A 15,651-nucleotide genomic window follows, 5' to 3' on the forward strand; every position below is an offset into this window, starting at 1 on the left:
CATTCTGGAATATTGCTCGCGAAAAATGTGGTTTATATCGCCTAGGTGCCTTCTTGCCAAGCCAGTAAAAATATGCTTAAACAGATGGGTTGGTCTAGTTTACTGATTTTGACGGTTGCTAGTGTGCCAGCAGTTAGCCAAAGTCTAACTGTGCAGGATGTTCCCAATCCCCGCCGGACTTATGGCGGCTGGGTTACAGATGCAGCCAATATGCTGAGTCCTGAGACTGAAACAAAAATTAATTCTCTCATTTCCCAGCTAGAAGCCCAAAATGGTACTGAATTAGCTGTTGTCACAGTGGCGCAGACTCAGCCCCAAAAGACTCCTAAAGCATTTGCCACTGCTTTGTTTAATTACTGGGGTATTGGCAAAAAAGACCAGAATAACGGGGTGCTGCTGTTAATTTCTCAAGGCGATCGCCGAGTCGAAATTGAAACCGGGTATGGCGTTGAGTCAATTCTGCCTGATGCGCGGGTAAGCAATATCATCCAGCAAGAAATTACACCCCGCTTTAAAACGGGCGACTTTAATGGCGGCACAATGGCTGGAACGCAAGCGTTAGTTGTAGCTTTAAAGGCTTATCAACCGCAAATTGTTCCTACCGATCGTAATTCTTTGGTGGAAATTGTCGGTTTTGTAGTAATAGGCGGGATAATTTTCCTTGTCGTGCTGGCAATCCTCCGCAGCCTGGTTCGCTGGTTCAACCGTCCGGTGTTAATAGAACCGACAGGGCGATCGCGTAGTTCCAATCTTTGGGGTTGCTCTCAAAACGTAGCTTGTTCGGTTTGCTCTCAACCGATGCAAAAACTAGACTCAACTGTAGTGCTACCTTACCTGAGTCAAGCCGAGCAAGTTGCCCAAAACCTTGGTAGCGTTAAATTTGAAGGTTGGCAATGTTCCAATTGTTATCCGCATCTAACCGGATCGGGAATCCATATTCGCGGCTATATTACGGTTTTTAACCGATTCAGCAATTGTCCCACTTGTCAAGAACTAACTGTCGAACGTAGCGATCGCATTCTGCAATCTGCGACCACCCACAGTCAAGGCATCCGCCAAGTTACTCAACGATGTCATTGCTGTTCTTATTCCTGGGAAACTGAGGAGACAATTCCTTGTGTATCTCCCCCTCCTGTCACCACTCAGACAATGAGCGCCAGCACGTCCACTGCTTACACATCAAGTACCGAAAGCTACAACGGCTGGAGTTCAGGCACCAGCAGTGACACTAGCAGCAGTAGCTGGAGTTCAGATGTCAGTAGTTATAGCAGTGACTGTAGCAGCAGCGATTTTGGCGGCGGTAGTAGTGGCGGTGGCGGTAGCGGTGGCGACTGGTAGCCGCAGGTAATTAACGCCGGAAAGGGCCTGGATTGAGCAAGTTTACTTCACTAATTTTGATGATGTAGGGGTGAAACTTACTTTTGTCGTAGGAACCCACCCAAATTCCATAAGTACCAGGTTGCCATTGTCCGGCAAGCCCAGGATTTTTCCCTTGATACTCATCGTTGCACCAACTGCCACCAGGGCCTTTGATGACTATGGTTGTGTCTTCGGGGCTTTGGACTTCAATTGCTAGATAGTTAAAAAACGAAGTCAAAACCACTGTATGGTCAGGCTTTTCGTCTGTAAAACCAACACAAGGCCCAGTGGCAGTTTCTTGGCGACCAGCGATTTTTGCTGCTGACACTTCACCGCCGCTAATGCCGCGAATGGTCAGGGGGTCGGGAGAAAACCTGGGGCCAAGGGTAACATTCTCGAAAATGGGCGGAGATTGTACTGACTGGGCTTGCACTTTGGAAAGGCTAATTAGCCCAAGTGTTATCAGGGCTAAGCTGGTAATGGTTGCCCTGACAGGCTTCTCTAGTAATCTTTCCCTTAGATTGGGTACGGATTTGTACATCCTCACTACTCTACCAAAGGCACCTTGGTTATTAGACTTATTCATAAATTGGTGTAGTATTTTAGCGGGACGGGGGTTTCAATACCTATTAAGGATTGAAATTACCAGTGACGCGCCCCTCCCAGACTGAGTTCCGCAGAAAAAGGCAAAAGATTAAAGGAAAAAGGCAAAAAACAATTTCTTTCTGTTGCCTTTTGCCTTTTTACTTTTTACTTTTCCAGCGCTTGGTTTAAGCGCAACTTATCCAGTCCCCGTTGATTCAATATCGCCCAAGATTCCATCAGGTCGGGGCCGTGCAGTTCTCCGGTAAGGGCAGCTCTGAGACTTCGCATCACTAACCCTTTCTTCAGGTTTTTCTCTTTTGTCACCTGTTTGATGATGTCTTGAGCTACCTCTACGCTTAGAGATTGATGATTTTCTAAGGCATTCAGAATCCCAGAAAAAGCGGTATCGCTGCCTTCTTGCTGTAATTGAGTTAGTGCTTCTTCGCTGTAAGCTACGGTTTGGCTAAAGAAAATTCGACTCATCTCGACTGCATCTTGCAACCGAACCAAACTTGCTGCCAACAGGGAAGTCAGCTGTTCTAGCCAAGGGCGATCGCTTACCGGATCGAATTCATACCCCGCTTCTTGCCAATAGGGAATCAACTGCTCTAACAGCTCATCCACTGGCATTTTGTGCAGATACTGACTGTTGAGCCAATTCAACTTATCCCAGTCAAACTTCGCCCCAGCCTTGTTGACGCGCTCAAAGCTAAACTCTTTAGCCGCTTCTTCCAGGGTAAAGATTTCCTTAGTCGAGTCTGGCGCTGTCCATCCCAGCAACGTCATGTAATTGACTAAAGCGGGAGCGGTGTAGCCCATCTTTTTGAAGTCGAAAATGGAAGTCACTCCATCTCGTTTAGACAATTTTTGTCCGGTTTGATTCAAAATCAAAGGCGTGTGGGCAAATTCCGGTACAGTCGTTCCCAGCGCTTCATATAGCAAAATCTGTTTGGCTGTATTGGCGATATGATCTTCGCCTCGGATGACATGGGTGATTTGCATATCAATGTCATCCACCACTACTGCCAAATTGTAAAGCGGCTGACCAATAGGATTATCTGACGCACGCGCAATCACCATGTCGCCGCCAAGATCGCTGGCTTTCCAGCTCACTCTTCCCCGCACCAGGTCATTCCAGGCAATTTCTCTGTCATCATCTATTTTGAAGCGAATCACCGGGCGGCGACCTTCTGCTTCATAGGCAGTTTGCTGCTCTGGTGTCAGGTTGCGGTGGCGGTTGTCGTAGCGGGGAGCTTCTTTTCTTGCTTTCTGAGCTTCCCGCATTTCCTCCAGTTCGCCTTCGCTGGTATAACAGCGATAGGCAAAGCCTTTATCTAGCAAGGTTTGAATGGCTTGCCGATAGAGATCGAGGCGCTTTGATTGAAATAGTGGACCTTCATCCCAATTCAGCCCCAGCCAGCTCAAACCATCAAGGATGTTCTGAGTATATTCGGGGCGCGATCGCATTTCATCTGTGTCTTCGATTCGCAGGATGAATTTGCCACCATGATGTCGGGCAAACAGCCAGTTAAATACAGCTGTTCTCGCCGTACCAATGTGTAAATTTCCAGTAGGACTTGGTGCAATCCGAACTCTAACGGTCACAGCTTACTTCTCTTGATTATCTTTCTATATCTGTTCTACCTAATAATAGGCGTAGGGGTGGGTTTATTTGCCCACCCCTACTTTTTACGGGACTGACGGGGCTCGAACCCGCAACTTCCGCCGTGACAGGGCGGTGCTCTAACCAATTGAACTACAGTCCCTTATTTGGCTTTGTTTTTCAAGCCAGAATCTATTATTGCAACTCTAAACAAGTTTGTCAATAGGCTTAAAAAAGAATTTTTAGCCGCAGTCCGGAACCCTTCCCAAACCTCGTCCCCGCCTGCGGGGACGAGGCTTTAAGAAGGAACAAAGGCTCTCTTTTCGCTAGCAGGGATGGTTCACGAGCTGTGGACACGGCGCTTGAGTTGGAGTCCTACAAGTGCGAGAAAAGCAAAAGATGCGATCGCGCTCGGTTCCGGAACTTCACGAGGTGATCTGGTCTTGACACCAAAAGCTAGGATCTGAGTGAACTGAGTATCGCTAAAGTTGTTGTCGCTGACAACAATCAACGACTTTCGCCCATCTGCCAAATCTGGGCCAAAGGTCAGACCTTCAATATTATCTAAAGTCAATTTTAATTCCGAGAAATCAAGCAACAGCTCTTTCTTTGCGGTTTTGATGGACTTAATGTCAATCTGGCTGAGGCTGTTAATATTGCTGATGTCAGTAGCTTTTTCTAAAGATACCTCAAACAGCTTAATAGTATTTCCCACTCCCACCGAGAAAGACCGTTCTAAACTGAGGAATGTATTATCATCAACAGCTAGTAAATCAACTAATCCATTAGTTTTAAAATCTGTAGCCGGAATCGGTGCTGCTGCCACTGGCTCTGTTACATATAAAAATTCTGCTACTGGCTTTCCTGCACTCAGGTCGTACTTTAAAATCCGGGAAGGGCTGCTAATATTAATGTCAGCGGCGGCACCATCCTGAAATAGAGCATTCTCTGTAGCTGTAAACAAGTATTTTTGGTTTGGTGTCAGCGTCAGGCTTTCAAAAGATAAATTGTTGCGAATACCACTACTTTTATCGGCAGTGGGAAAGAACTTTTCAGGAACAGGTAAAGCCTTTAATTGCTGTCCAGATAAGGAAAACTCGTTAACGAAGGGATTGATTAATTGATTGGCATCTCCTTCAGAAGAAATAAACACAGTTCCATTGCTAGTAAGAGCTATACCTTCTGGATCGAGACTTAAAGCAGGAAAAGGCTGATTATTTTGGTTTAACAGGGTTGTCACTTCTAAAGGAGTTACTTCCCCCTGTTCCAACCCATCACTGATATCGATCTGGAGCGTGTAGAACCTAGCCGGATTAAACTGACTCCGGTCATCGGAAATACTGTAATAAACATTTTTAGCGGGATCATAAGTAATTCCCGATAATCCTCCCAGTTGTGTTTCCTGAAAAAAGGTTTGAGTAGGAAAGGTCGATTGTCCTAAAAAATCTACTCCTGTAATCGTAACCGCCTCAGAGGGATGCGCTGCGATTATGGCAGTGGTGAATCCACCGACTAAACTTAGAGAAATTTTTCTTAATGGCTTCAAAAATCTGGTAATTTTCTGCATGACAGTATGGTGAAAATGTGTTAAGCAAATCACACAGTACCTTATCAACATAAAGATAAGATTTTCTTAAGAAGAGGTTATTGAATAGACAGCTATACCAAATCTTTAAATTTATGAGGATTTTGTAAAGGAGTAGGATGGGCAATACCTACTCTACAAATCCTGCAAAAAGTTTACCAGCCAATCTTTAAGGTGATGGGTGGCGCGGCAATCATCTTCGTTGTAGCGAATAATGGTATCAAGGAAAGTGCGATCGCCTGTTTTCAACCATTGGTCATACCAATATATTGACAACTGTCCATTAGCTCCAGGATCGCGCCACTCAAAGCCTAGCCAATGGGCAATTGGTTTGAGGGCGTAACTTTCCACAGGCATTGTCACCGTAGTTGTTATCCACAGATGGGTGTCAACAAAGCGGGACAAGATAGTTTCTCTCACCTCTCGCGGCGTGTTGTAGCACTTAGCCAGCCGCTTGACGGTCAGGACTTCGTAATCGCAGAAATGGAAAATGGGGGCTTGAGGATAAGCTGTCACCAAATCTAAAAATTGTTGCCAGATTAAGCCTTCCGAAGCTGGTTGTTCTGCTACAAAGGGATGAAACGTTTCAGTTTTGGCTTGGCGATCAACAACCAAGACTCCCAGCAGATAGTCAAGATCCAGCCCCGGCTCTGCCTCAATATCAAAATACAATTCTATGGGGGAAGCGAGTAAATCTTTGGGGATAGTAAACTGTTGGGTGGAACTTGTCAAAGGCATTGCTTGATTTGCGATCGCGCATTGCGCTTGGCAAATCAACAATTGTGCCGCCTCTTCCCCCAAAACAGGCTCTAACTCAGTAAAATCAGCATCAGCCAGCAACTCTACACTCGTTAGTCCAAGCGATCGCAAATACTGGTAGCGGCTAGGCGTAACACCCGCAAGTAAAGAGATGTGCTGTTGAGATTTCGCCACGCCATAGCACTCGTTCAACCAAGGACAAAGATTGCACCGATGACGAGAAATAAATACCTCTGGCTCTTGCTCTTGAAGCAGCATTTCGATACATTCAAGGCAAACCGACTGCATCTGAGGCAGGCATTTACTCAAATTTACCGTATAGTGAGGGTTTGGGCGACGCAACATTAACCAAGCTTGACTCGGTAAAACTCCCTGCATAGTTGCCAGTAGCAAAGCGTGATAAGCAGCGACAACTTGATATTCTTGCTTAGGACGCTTACCCAGATGAATGTCAACAGGGACGTAAATCCAATCTCCAAAGATAGACTGTCCTGGTTGTTTAACCAACAAATCGGGACGACTTATTAGAGAAATTCCCGGCGGTAATTGGTAATTGGTTTCCGCCGTTGTCTCGACAAAATACTCCTGTGCTTCCCCAAAATCTGCCAGCAACACTCCTCGGTAAATTAGTTCAACGCCTTGTTGCATCAATACCTTAGTGGCATTTGCACCTGCGTCCCAATCTCCGTAAGGAAAATTTGGTTTATCATAAGTCCGCCCTGCCAGAATAGTTTGCTGTAGAGCATACCGATCCTGTTGCAGTTTGGCGCGAAAATCATTCTGAAAATCCTGTCCGATAGGATCTCCGTATACATCTAAAAAAGCTCGGCGACTACAGCGTTGGTAGTGCCGCAGCATCTCAACAGTTAGCAGCATAACTTCAAGCTAACAGAGATTAAGCTGGCTGCGTTTCCTGACACAACTTTTTTATCCCAAAAATAGTAGATTGATGACAACCCAATACTTTGCCGTCCTTACTACTGGTCTTTTCTTCCTTGTCCTTAGCGTCTTTGCGGTTCTTTTTTTTATAATCTGAGCTTATCTAGCCAGAAAAGTACAGAATGAAACAACCCTACCTTAAAAGGTGGATAACTCTATAAAGTTATATAGTGACGCAAACTCATGTCCAATTTACAGAAAACCAAGGACTCGCTGGAGAGTCATCGCCAGCAATTTCCAGCCTTGGCGAATAAAGCGTATTTCAATTATGGCGGTCAAGGCCCGATGCCCCAAGCGGCTTTGGATGCAATTTACCAGTCGTATGAATACGTGCAGCGTTCGGGGCCATTTTCGACAGAGGTCAACGCTTGGGTTATAAAGGAGGCGAATGAAACTAGAAGCGCGATCGCCAAATCCCTCAACGTTCCGCCAGAAACTATTACTCTAACTGAAGATGTCACCGTAGGCTGCAATATCGCCTTGTGGGGTATCGACTGGCAAGCAGGCGATCGCTTACTCATTTCTGACTGCGAACACCCAGGCATTATCGCAACTGTACAAGAACTCCAGCGGCGTTTTGGCATCGGAGTTGACTGCTGTCCCCTAATGGCGACATTGAACGAAGGCAATCCAGTAGCAGCGATTAGCGATCATCTGCACCCGAAAACCAAAATGGTAGTCCTGAGTCATCTTCTCTGGAACACCGGACAAGTCCTACCCCTGAGTGAAATTGCTGAGGCGGTACGCCAGCATTCCCATAATCATCAGCCTGTAAGAATTTTGGTAGATGCGGCTCAATCTGTGGGTTCTTTGCCACTAAATTTAACAGAATTAGCTGTTGACTTTTATGCCTTTACTGGCCACAAATGGTTGTGTGGGCCAGAAGGTGTGGGCGGTCTTTACGTGCGACCGGAAGCCTTAGAAAGCTTAAATCCCACCTTTATTGGTTGGCGCAGTATTGTACCCAGTAAATCTTTACCCTACAGTTGGCAACCGGACGGGCGAAGATATGAAGTAGCAACATCCGCCTATCCACTTTACGCAGGCTTAAGGGCAGCGATCGCGCTACATCAGCAATGGGGAACCCCAGAGGAATGTTATCAACAAATCCGAAATTTGAGTAAATATCTCTGGCAACGTTTAGCTGAAATTCCCAGCATCCAATGTCTGCGAAATGCACCACCAGAATCAGGCCTTGTCTCCTTCAAACTTAAAGACAAACCAAACCATCAAAAGTTAGTAGAATTTTTGGAAACACAAGGCATACTTGTGAGGACAATCAACAATCCAGACTGCGTTCGCGCCTGCGTTCACTATTTCACCATCCCTGGAGAAATTGATCGCTTAATTGAAACAATTCAAGAATTTGATGGCTAATAGCTAATTATCAATTTCCAGTCTGGACTTAATCAATAGCAACCGTAAACCGTTTATGAAATCTTCCCTTTTTCTTCTTTCTCTTTCTAAGTCTCAAAGCACAGGCTCTGCCAACGCGGTTCATAAAATTTTACAATTCCTGCAAGGATTGCCATATTAGCCATTCCCAATGACCCATCCAATTTTATACGTAGCGATCACGAATCACGGCTTCGGCCACGCAGTGCGGGCGGCATCCGTCGCAGCGGAATTACAAAAACTGTATCCTGAAATTCTGCTAATTCTAGTAACAACAGCACCACGCTGGTTGCTAGAATCTTACATTACAGGAGATTTTATCCATCGCCCCCGTGCTTTTGATATTGGCGTTGTACAAGCTGATAGTTTCGCGATGGACAAAGGCGCTACCCTGGAAAAATTGCGGGAGATTCGCGCCCAACAAAAATCTATAATTGCTGGAGAAGTAAGTTTCATTCGCCAAAATCGAGTAGGTTTAATTTTGGCAGATATTCCCCCTCTAGCAGCATCAATTGGGAAAGCTGCGGGGATTCCTTGTTGGATGCTAAGTAATTTTGGCTGGGATTTTATTTATCGGGCGTGGGGAGGGGAATTTCTGGAAATTTCTGATTGGATTGGCGAATGTTATGCAGGATGCGATCGCTTATTTCGCTTACCCTTCCACGAACCCATGAGCGCTTTTGGCAATATTACAGATGTTGGCTTAACTGGAGGTAATCCCCGCCACAATACCGACGAACTGCGATCTAAATTTGGAATTACAGCACCAAGAGAGCAAACCATCTTACTCACTTTCGGCGGCTTAGGTTTGCAAGAAATTCCCTATGACAACTTGCAGCAGTTTCCCGACTGGCAATTCATCACGTTTGACCGAGATTCGTCCGATTTACCTAATTTACTCAAAATAACAGACCAGTCTTACCGCCCAGTAGATTTTATGCCCCTGTGTGGGCGCGTGGTTTCCAAACCAGGATATAGCACCTTTGCCGAAGCTTTGCGGCTGGGAGTACCCCTGGTGACGTTAACACGAGAGGGCTTTGCAGAAGCGCCCTTGTTACTTGAAGGCATTCAAAATCATGGGTATCATCAAATTCTGAAGCCTGCTGAGTTTTTCCAGAGTAATTGGGAGTTTCTGCGTCAACCTTTGCTTGCACCCCGCCAGTCTCAGATGGTAGCAACAGATGGAACGGAAGCGATCGCGCAGACCATCGTCAGCTATTTCCAAAATCGTTAATACTTTTTCCCGCTATGAAGCAATACCAACAGCTGCTTAAATTTCAAACCCCCGGCAAATCTTTGCACAAAATAACGCCCAAAATTCAAGCTATTGTCGCCGATTCGGGCGTACAAACTGGACTTTGCACCCTGTTTTTACTTCATACCTCAGCTAGTCTAGTCATTCAAGAAAATGCCGATCCAGATGTTCTCAAAGATTTAGAAAACTTCCTCTCCAAACTCGTCCCGGAAAACAGCCACTACTTCCACAGCACTGAAGGGCCAGACGATATGCCAGCTCATATCCGCACGGCACTGACTCATACTTCTGAAAACATACCCATTGCCAGAGGAAAATTACTACTAGGAACGTGGCAGGGAATTTATATTTGGGAACATCGACAGCGCAGCCAATATAGAGAGGTGGTTGTTCATATAAACGGGGACTAATAACTGTTTTAAAGTCGGCGATCTATTGCTTGCTCTGGGTGTTCAACAGTGCCACTTTCTACAGTTGATTCCTCGTCAATAGGTAGTAATTTTACAAGCTGTAAAGTCAGGAGAATCAGATAGAGAGGATTGAGCAATAAGTACCGTTTCCAGAGGCGTTTTGGTTCCTTACAAAGGCGGAACAGCCATTCTAAACCAGCCCATTGCATCCAAGCTGGAGCTTCTGGAATGTTGCCTGAATGAAAATCAAAAGCAGCACCCACAGCAATTATGGGACACTTTAGCTGATAGCGATGCTCAAAAGTCCATGCTTCCTGGCGAGGACAACCCAAGGAAACAAAAACAATTCCTGCCCCTGATTTGCGGATTTCTTCGGTGTATGCGGCATCTTCTTCTGGTGTCAGAGGACGGAAAGGAGGGGAAATAACACCAGCAATTATTAATTCAGGAAACTTTTGTTTAAGCTTAATTTGCAGACTCTCCAAAACTGTTTCTTTGGAGCCATATAGAAAAATACTGATTCCTTTAACAGCAGCTTGTTCGCAAATTTGTAACATCAGCTCTGGCCCTCGAACTCGGTCTGCGAGTACCTCTTCGTCACTATCACGAAGAAGATTTAGCGCCCAGCGCACAGGTTGACCATCAGGAGTAACAAGGGTAAAACGCTTCAGCTGTTCCCCATAACCATCGGGATCTAGATAAGCGGAGGTAATGCTATGGACATTAGTGGCTGCTACTGTACAAGATTGATTTAATTGGGCGCTTTGAATAATAAAATCTGTGCTTTCTTTATAGTTAGTCCGGCTAACGCCAATTCCCAATACATTAGTCTTACTTGGAGGTGATATAAAAGTGCGGATGTTCATCTTCGTCTTGAAATTATAGATATTTTTCATGGCAATCATAATTCACCTCTGTATTTAATGTTTTGCTTACTGCAACGTGAGTGGCATCTAATATTTTTGTATTTTGATAGGTTTATTACCCTCGATATAATTGGGTAAGTAATCCAGCCGCTTTTGCTATGGCAGGGACTAATTTCCAGTGTTTATTAATTCATCGTTAGTATATATAAATTATTAGCTGTACCTTTCCCATTTACATCGGCAAAATTGCTGAAATTAGCACTGTTAAACGAATTGCCGATATAAAATTCTACCTTTAGAAAAAAGCCAGATAACATTACCTGAATTTTGTATTGTTTTGGTAAAAAAACTTTACTTTTAGTGCGCTACGCGCTGCGTGTAGATGAGCGAACAACCTAGCTTAGGACGGTATATCCGCCAAGCAACAGCGATCGCCTACGCAGAGGCTTCTAGCCAAGTAGAAAAATTAAAAATTAGATTACACCCTCTTCGCAGACAAGTTTACGCGAGATGGCAGAGGCAAGATATGCGTGAAATCACTGAATCTGTCCAGAAGCGATCGCAAAGATTCAGTGATGCTCCCCACGCAATCGAGGATAGATTTTAGCGAGGATGATAACAGGCAGTCTAACAAAAGCTTTTTTAGTCCGGATCGGCATTTTGGCTTAGCGATCGCTGCCCCTGGTAATGAACTGCATCGATCTCATGCCGTTTCTACATCAGGTGTTGTCCAAAGGTGGTTGCTTCTCAATCCTGAGGAGTAGAGAACAAAAAACTGTAATCGCCAGTCTTTATTGAGTGAACCTAAACATCAAAATTTCTCAAGCTATCCACAACTCTTATCCGGTAACAGCAGATCGACAGTTGTAGATACAGGACAGACAGTAAGCTTCACTTATTTGGAAAAAAGGATTCACAACACAGGAGCAGTATCATGAATGTATCTGAGTATACAGTAAGAAATATTAGTCTGGCAAGCTGGGTTTCGATTCCGCAACAAGAAGTTACCGTCAACACAGCCCCCAAAGCGAAAGCAACTGCCAAAAAGCCTTTTGAACCCCTCAAACCATTACGCCAGTGGATGGATAACTTACAAGTGCGCGATGCAAAGCTTGCTCATCGCCTCTGCAAAATGATTCCCGCCCAGTGTCCGTTTGAGCGCGATATCAAATTATTCAGTAAAGTTCTGTTCCACATTCCGCCCATGTGTAAGCTAAACCCGCTTTATGATGAAGTAGTGGGTCTGCGTTTCCGGGCGCTGTGCTATCTGGCAGATGAGTGTGGAGAAGATATCGCCGCATACTGCTAAGATTTCATAGGACTGGAAAAAGGCACCATCGGATGTGCATAGTGACTGGATATCATGGCTATCATTGCCCTGAGAGGCTGGTATCTCCAAGAGTATGAGCCGATCAAAGAATTAGAGAAACGTCCCCACGATCTGCGGCTGAGCAAAAATAGCTTGCTGAAGTCGGGACTACGAGCAGATTTTTTAGACGACAGCCAGGATGTAAAAGGCTCAGAGTGGTTTAAGCGCTACCTAGAAGGAGAAACGGTCGAGTTTTATATCGAAGGTAGCGGTGGCTATACAATCTCTAACATTGACCTAACGAGCCACGAGATTTATTTCACCAAGCAAGCGGTGATGGCGAATTTGGAACCAACAATCTTCCTGTGCCATCAAACCGAATATACGGCATCTAGCGTTGCCCTGCGCGAGGGACTGGTTGATGCCTTGGAGACATTAAACACGCGATCGCGTCTACCTTTGACACTGGAAGAATCTGGTCGTCCCACGGGCGTCCCACATCGGCTCAGCAACACCCAGATGCGAAAAATCCGCAAATGTCTGCTATTTGTTGCCGATGGGACACCAGTGACTGGCATTTCCAAGGAAGAGACGACGTTGTTAATTCCCAGCCCCAATGTTTGTGTAGAAATTGGTTACGCCTTGCAAAGCAAGCGTTCTGAACAACTTTTGTTAGCTCAAATGGAGCGAAATGACCTAGCAGGGGAGTTTCCTTTTGACTTTCCCAACCATCAACAACTGTTATTCACCACAGCTTCGGAACTACGTCAAACTTTGCCCCCACTGCTGGAAACCCTGCTACATCGGTTTAATTTGTTTTCCTAATAGTATTTCTTTGTCTTGTTACTAGTAGGCTGTCAAGGATAGTTTGAGGGGTAGTATATACGGATAATCTAAAGAAAAGGCAAGGAAAAGCGCTCACCAAAAATTTTTAAGCTATCCAATGAGCAAGAAATACATTATCAAGCTGACACCAGAAGAAAGGCGGATGCTGGAACAGTTGACTAACACAGGAAAATCGCCAGCGTACAAAGTTAATCATGCACGAATCCTCCTGAAAGCTGATATCGGTACTGAAGACGGAGGTTGGACAGATGAAACAATAAGTATTGCATTAGACATGAGTATTTCGACAATTGAACGGGTACGTCGATTATTCGTAGAACAAGGAATAGAAGCTGCACTCTCGCGACAAACATCCCAGAAGAGGAAGTATCACAAACTTGATGGTGAACAAGAAGCACATTTAATTGCTATTGCTTGCACTCAGGCACCCGAAGGGCAAGCTCGTTGGACATTACGTCTTTTAGCCCAGCGCCTAGTCGAACTAGAAATAGTTGACAGTATTTCCCATGAAACCGTCAGACAGACATTAAAAAAAACCAACTTAAACCTTGGCTTAAGCAATCATGGGTGATTGCACCGAAAGCCGACGCAGAATTTGTCTATCATATGGAAGATGTAATAGACGTATACACCCGTCCCTATGATCCTCTGTACCCAGTCGTTTGTTTTGATGAAAGCAACAAACAGCTGGTAGGAGAAATAATAGAACCACTGCCTATGGAACCTGGGCAACCTCAACGCTACGACTATCAATATGAACGTCACGGCGTGTGTAATCTGTTCATGTTTTCTGAACATGAAGCCGGATGGCGGCATGTAGAGGTTACTAACCGACGCACCAAGATTGATTATGCTCAACAAATGAAGTATTTGGTAGATGTGCGTTATCCTGATGCCGAAATAATTACAGTTATTCATGACCAACTCAATACTCATGTGCCTTCTTCGCTTTATCAGGCTTTTGAGCCAGCAGAAGCGAAACGCCTCCTGGGCAAACTGGAGTTTCACTATACTCCAAAACATGGTAGTTGGTTGAATATGGCTGAGATTGAATTGAGTGTTTTAGCAACTCAATGTCTTCAACGTCGCCTCCCTGACAAAGAATCTTTGCAGCGAGAGGTCGCAGCTTGGGAAGAACGACGAAATCATGATTCTCGTACTATTGATTGGCAATTTACGACGGCTGATGCTCGTATTAAGCTCAAGCGCCTTTACCCATCAATCCAGACTTGACAGCCTAGTAGGCTTCGTTTTTGGAGTCTGACTGTTGGGATGAAACTTGCCGATGCCTTGATAACCCCTATCGCCAAATCCCTTGGTGTCGGGATGAAAGCGTACTCGGCTGGCTTGTTTTAGTGCATCAGGCGTTCGACAAGCACAGTGAGGAAGGGAACGCATGGCAGCAGGAGAGGACAGTACACTCAAATCCCCTAACTTCGCGTTAAGAGAGATTCATGAACCGCCGTTAGTGCGTTTGGGAACTCTCGCCAAGCAGTATTTTGTTGCCGACCCTTTGTTGCAACTACTGTACTGTAGAATCATAGAAAACAAACACTTTCCCGTAAATAATATCTTTAACTATTACCCCAGTAATACTTGTAGGCTTAACCTTTAAATTCAAAAGCGCCTGTTTTAACTTCATAATAATATTAGTGTTTGGCACAATAACACTAATATTATTTAAACTCTTTTCTAACAAGAGATGTTCGGCTTTAGTATGCCTAGCGTGTAGCTGCTGAAAAGCATAAACATCTTTACCTTTCAATACTTCATTTATATCGACAACCTCAATTCTGTCAAATCTAACAACATTGTTTGCCACATCTTGAAGTTTATTCAGTCTACTAAGTTGAAACTCTCTACTCTTGCAGGCTGCCATTAAGTTTTCATAAGTAGCTTTAGCAGTATGAGCCTGCGATCTGCGCTCCGCTACCTGTGGATTAGGTGTTGTCGTTACATTTTGAGTAAGATGTGTTGTTTGTGCCCTGGTAACACATGGAAAACCTAGCATTAAAAATCCAGCACCTAAAGAAGCTAAATGTATCTGTTTTTTCTGCATAATAAAACTTTTCCTCTTATTACCAAATTTTAATTGGGGTACGAACAATCGGTTCACAATGGATTATAAATATTACATAAATTTATATTAATAGAGACTTATGCAGCCTATGGTCGATTTGCAATGTAGACAATGGCTCAAACTATATATTGAGTTTAACTAACTACCTGTAAGAAGATGTCTATAAAGCTTTTGTTACTAATCTTAAGAATTGAAGTTCTCTCAAGTTATTTTCGCTCCACGCATTGCCAGCATGGATAAACCAAAGTAATCGCGGTTGCTTAAGGTGGGGGTAATTTATTTATTGCTTGTCGCACTCAGCCTTCCCAAAATTCCAAGCACAGTACCCAATGTTTTAGCGTTTTATATTTTTCAGCTTTACAGATATATGCCGCCATTGTCTGAAGCTTCCAAGTCATCAACTTGGGGTGGCTCTAGAAAATTTGTTTCTACATCGTCATATACTCATTTCCAAACCCACTACTATGTGTGAATGTGTGGTAGCAGGCTTTTCACTTGGATAGTTTGCCAAAGGAGGGTTTACCTACCCATTTGGAGAACCAACTACTATAGCTGTATTCATGCTCGTTAGGACGTAGACTAGAGAGACCGCTTACGTCTACCCCTTTCTATGGCTAAACCTTACAGCGATGACTTCCGGCAAAAAGTCATGCAAGCGAT

At 44.5% G+C, this 15,651-nt stretch carries 15 protein-coding genes and 1 tRNA gene; 8 read left to right on the forward strand and 8 right to left on the reverse strand.

All coding sequences use genetic code 11. The features are described 5' to 3' along the window. Positions 1-72 precede the first annotated feature (72 nt). Positions 73-1,338 (forward strand): TPM domain-containing protein, encoded by a 1,266-nt coding sequence (locus H6F66_RS07650; RefSeq protein WP_190419867.1) that lies wholly within the window; start codon positions 73-75, stop codon positions 1,336-1,338. A gap of 10 nt (positions 1,339-1,348) precedes the next feature. On the opposite strand, the gene H6F66_RS07655 is transcribed toward H6F66_RS07650, so the two are convergent. The 5 genes from H6F66_RS07655 to H6F66_RS07675 form a co-directional block, all read right to left on the reverse strand. After that, a complete protein-coding gene (locus H6F66_RS07655) occupies positions 1,349-1,945 on the reverse strand; it encodes a hypothetical protein (protein ID WP_242019231.1) in 597 nt (198 codons plus the stop codon). 164 nt (positions 1,946-2,109) lie between these two features. Further along, entirely contained in the window at positions 2,110-3,549 is a 1,440-nt protein-coding gene (gene gltX / locus H6F66_RS07660; RefSeq protein WP_190419869.1) for a glutamate--tRNA ligase, read from the reverse strand. 87 nt (positions 3,550-3,636) lie between these two features. Beyond that, a tRNA-Asp gene (locus H6F66_RS07665) sits at positions 3,637-3,710 on the reverse strand. Positions 3,711-3,887: 177 nt separating this feature from the next. Further along, complete coding sequence (locus tag H6F66_RS07670; RefSeq protein WP_190419870.1) at positions 3,888-5,114, reverse strand: esterase-like activity of phytase family protein; 1,227 nt, start codon at positions 5,112-5,114, stop codon at positions 3,888-3,890. A 153-nt stretch (positions 5,115-5,267) separates the two neighbouring features. Beyond that, a complete protein-coding gene (locus H6F66_RS07675) occupies positions 5,268-6,767 on the reverse strand; it encodes a TM0106 family RecB-like putative nuclease (RefSeq protein WP_190419871.1) in 1,500 nt (499 codons plus the stop codon). 246 nt (positions 6,768-7,013) lie between these two features. On the opposite strand from H6F66_RS07675, the gene H6F66_RS07680 reads away from it, so the two are divergent. The 3 genes from H6F66_RS07680 to H6F66_RS07690 all read left to right on the forward strand — a co-directional run bounded on the left by H6F66_RS07680 (position 7,014) and on the right by H6F66_RS07690 (position 9,890). Next, positions 7,014-8,207 carry an aminotransferase class V-fold PLP-dependent enzyme gene (locus H6F66_RS07680; protein ID WP_190419872.1) on the forward strand — a complete coding sequence of 398 codons (1,194 nt, stop codon included), beginning with the start codon at positions 7,014-7,016 and terminating at the stop codon, positions 8,205-8,207. Between the two features lie 169 nt (positions 8,208-8,376). Next, positions 8,377-9,459 (forward strand): glycosyl transferase, encoded by a 1,083-nt coding sequence (locus tag H6F66_RS07685; RefSeq protein WP_190419873.1) that lies wholly within the window; start codon positions 8,377-8,379, stop codon positions 9,457-9,459. Between the two features lie 14 nt (positions 9,460-9,473). Further along, entirely contained in the window at positions 9,474-9,890 is a 417-nt protein-coding gene (locus H6F66_RS07690) for a secondary thiamine-phosphate synthase enzyme YjbQ (protein WP_190419874.1), read from the forward strand. Between the two features lie 8 nt (positions 9,891-9,898). Here H6F66_RS07690 and H6F66_RS07695 read toward each other — a convergent pair whose 3' ends face one another. After that, positions 9,899-10,795 (reverse strand): WecB/TagA/CpsF family glycosyltransferase, encoded by an 897-nt coding sequence (locus tag H6F66_RS07695; RefSeq protein ID WP_199295315.1) that lies wholly within the window; start codon positions 10,793-10,795, stop codon positions 9,899-9,901. Positions 10,796-11,138: 343 nt separating this feature from the next. On the opposite strand from H6F66_RS07695, the gene H6F66_RS07700 reads away from it, so the two are divergent. The 4 genes from H6F66_RS07700 (at position 11,139) to H6F66_RS07715 (ending at position 14,144) form a co-directional block, all read left to right on the forward strand. Beyond that, entirely contained in the window at positions 11,139-11,363 is a 225-nt protein-coding gene (locus tag H6F66_RS07700) for a hypothetical protein (protein ID WP_190419875.1), read from the forward strand. Positions 11,364-11,690: 327 nt separating this feature from the next. Continuing rightward, on the forward strand, positions 11,691-12,065 hold the full coding sequence (locus H6F66_RS07705; protein ID WP_190419876.1) for a Mo-dependent nitrogenase C-terminal domain-containing protein: 375 nt from the start codon (positions 11,691-11,693) through the stop codon (positions 12,063-12,065). Between the two features lie 54 nt (positions 12,066-12,119). Next, entirely contained in the window at positions 12,120-12,890 is a 771-nt protein-coding gene (locus H6F66_RS07710) for a hypothetical protein (RefSeq protein WP_190419877.1), read from the forward strand. 118 nt (positions 12,891-13,008) lie between these two features. Continuing rightward, a protein-coding gene (locus H6F66_RS07715; protein ID WP_190419879.1) for an IS630 family transposase occupies positions 13,009-14,144 on the forward strand; the annotation gives its coding sequence in 2 pieces (ribosomal slippage) (positions 13,009-13,447 and positions 13,447-14,144; 1,137 coding nt in all). On the opposite strand, the gene H6F66_RS07720 is transcribed toward H6F66_RS07715, so the two are convergent. Both H6F66_RS07720 and H6F66_RS07725 read right to left on the reverse strand, forming a co-directional pair. Beyond that, on the reverse strand, positions 14,130-14,309 hold the full coding sequence (locus H6F66_RS07720; protein ID WP_190419881.1) for a hypothetical protein: 180 nt from the start codon (positions 14,307-14,309) through the stop codon (positions 14,130-14,132). The genes H6F66_RS07715 and H6F66_RS07720 overlap by 15 nt on opposite strands. A gap of 124 nt (positions 14,310-14,433) precedes the next feature. Beyond that, entirely contained in the window at positions 14,434-14,970 is a 537-nt protein-coding gene (locus tag H6F66_RS07725; protein WP_190419883.1) for a hypothetical protein, read from the reverse strand. Positions 14,971-15,651 lie beyond the last annotated feature (681 nt).

This window comes from Trichocoleus sp. FACHB-6 (assembly GCF_014695815.1).
GTDB lineage: Bacteria > Cyanobacteriota > Cyanobacteriia > Cyanobacteriales > FACHB-T130 > Funiculus > Funiculus sociatus.

Bases quoted from the DNA above. Each gene is read 5' to 3' on its own strand.
- H6F66_RS07705 (WP_190419876.1), top strand. From the start codon at position 11,691: ATGAATGTATCTGAGTATACAGTAAGAAATATTAGTCTGGCAAGCTGG.
- H6F66_RS07720 (WP_190419881.1), bottom strand. From the start codon at position 14,309: ATGCGTTCCCTTCCTCACTGTGCTTGTCGAACGCCTGATGCACTAAAA.
- H6F66_RS07670 (WP_190419870.1), bottom strand. From the start codon at position 5,114: ATGCAGAAAATTACCAGATTTTTGAAGCCATTAAGAAAAATTTCTCTA.
- H6F66_RS07650 (WP_190419867.1), top strand. From the start codon at position 73: ATGCTTAAACAGATGGGTTGGTCTAGTTTACTGATTTTGACGGTTGCT.
- H6F66_RS07695 (WP_199295315.1), bottom strand. From the start codon at position 10,795: ATGATTGCCATGAAAAATATCTATAATTTCAAGACGAAGATGAACATC.
- H6F66_RS07680 (WP_190419872.1), top strand. From the start codon at position 7,014: ATGTCCAATTTACAGAAAACCAAGGACTCGCTGGAGAGTCATCGCCAG.
- H6F66_RS07690 (WP_190419874.1), top strand. From the start codon at position 9,474: ATGAAGCAATACCAACAGCTGCTTAAATTTCAAACCCCCGGCAAATCT.
- H6F66_RS07685 (WP_190419873.1), top strand. From the start codon at position 8,377: ATGACCCATCCAATTTTATACGTAGCGATCACGAATCACGGCTTCGGC.
- H6F66_RS07725 (WP_190419883.1), bottom strand. From the start codon at position 14,970: ATGCAGAAAAAACAGATACATTTAGCTTCTTTAGGTGCTGGATTTTTA.
- H6F66_RS07710 (WP_190419877.1), top strand. From the start codon at position 12,120: ATGGCTATCATTGCCCTGAGAGGCTGGTATCTCCAAGAGTATGAGCCG.
- H6F66_RS07675 (WP_190419871.1), bottom strand. From the start codon at position 6,767: ATGCTGCTAACTGTTGAGATGCTGCGGCACTACCAACGCTGTAGTCGC.
- H6F66_RS07655 (WP_242019231.1), bottom strand. From the start codon at position 1,945: ATGAATAAGTCTAATAACCAAGGTGCCTTTGGTAGAGTAGTGAGGATG.
- H6F66_RS07700 (WP_190419875.1), top strand. From the start codon at position 11,139: ATGAGCGAACAACCTAGCTTAGGACGGTATATCCGCCAAGCAACAGCG.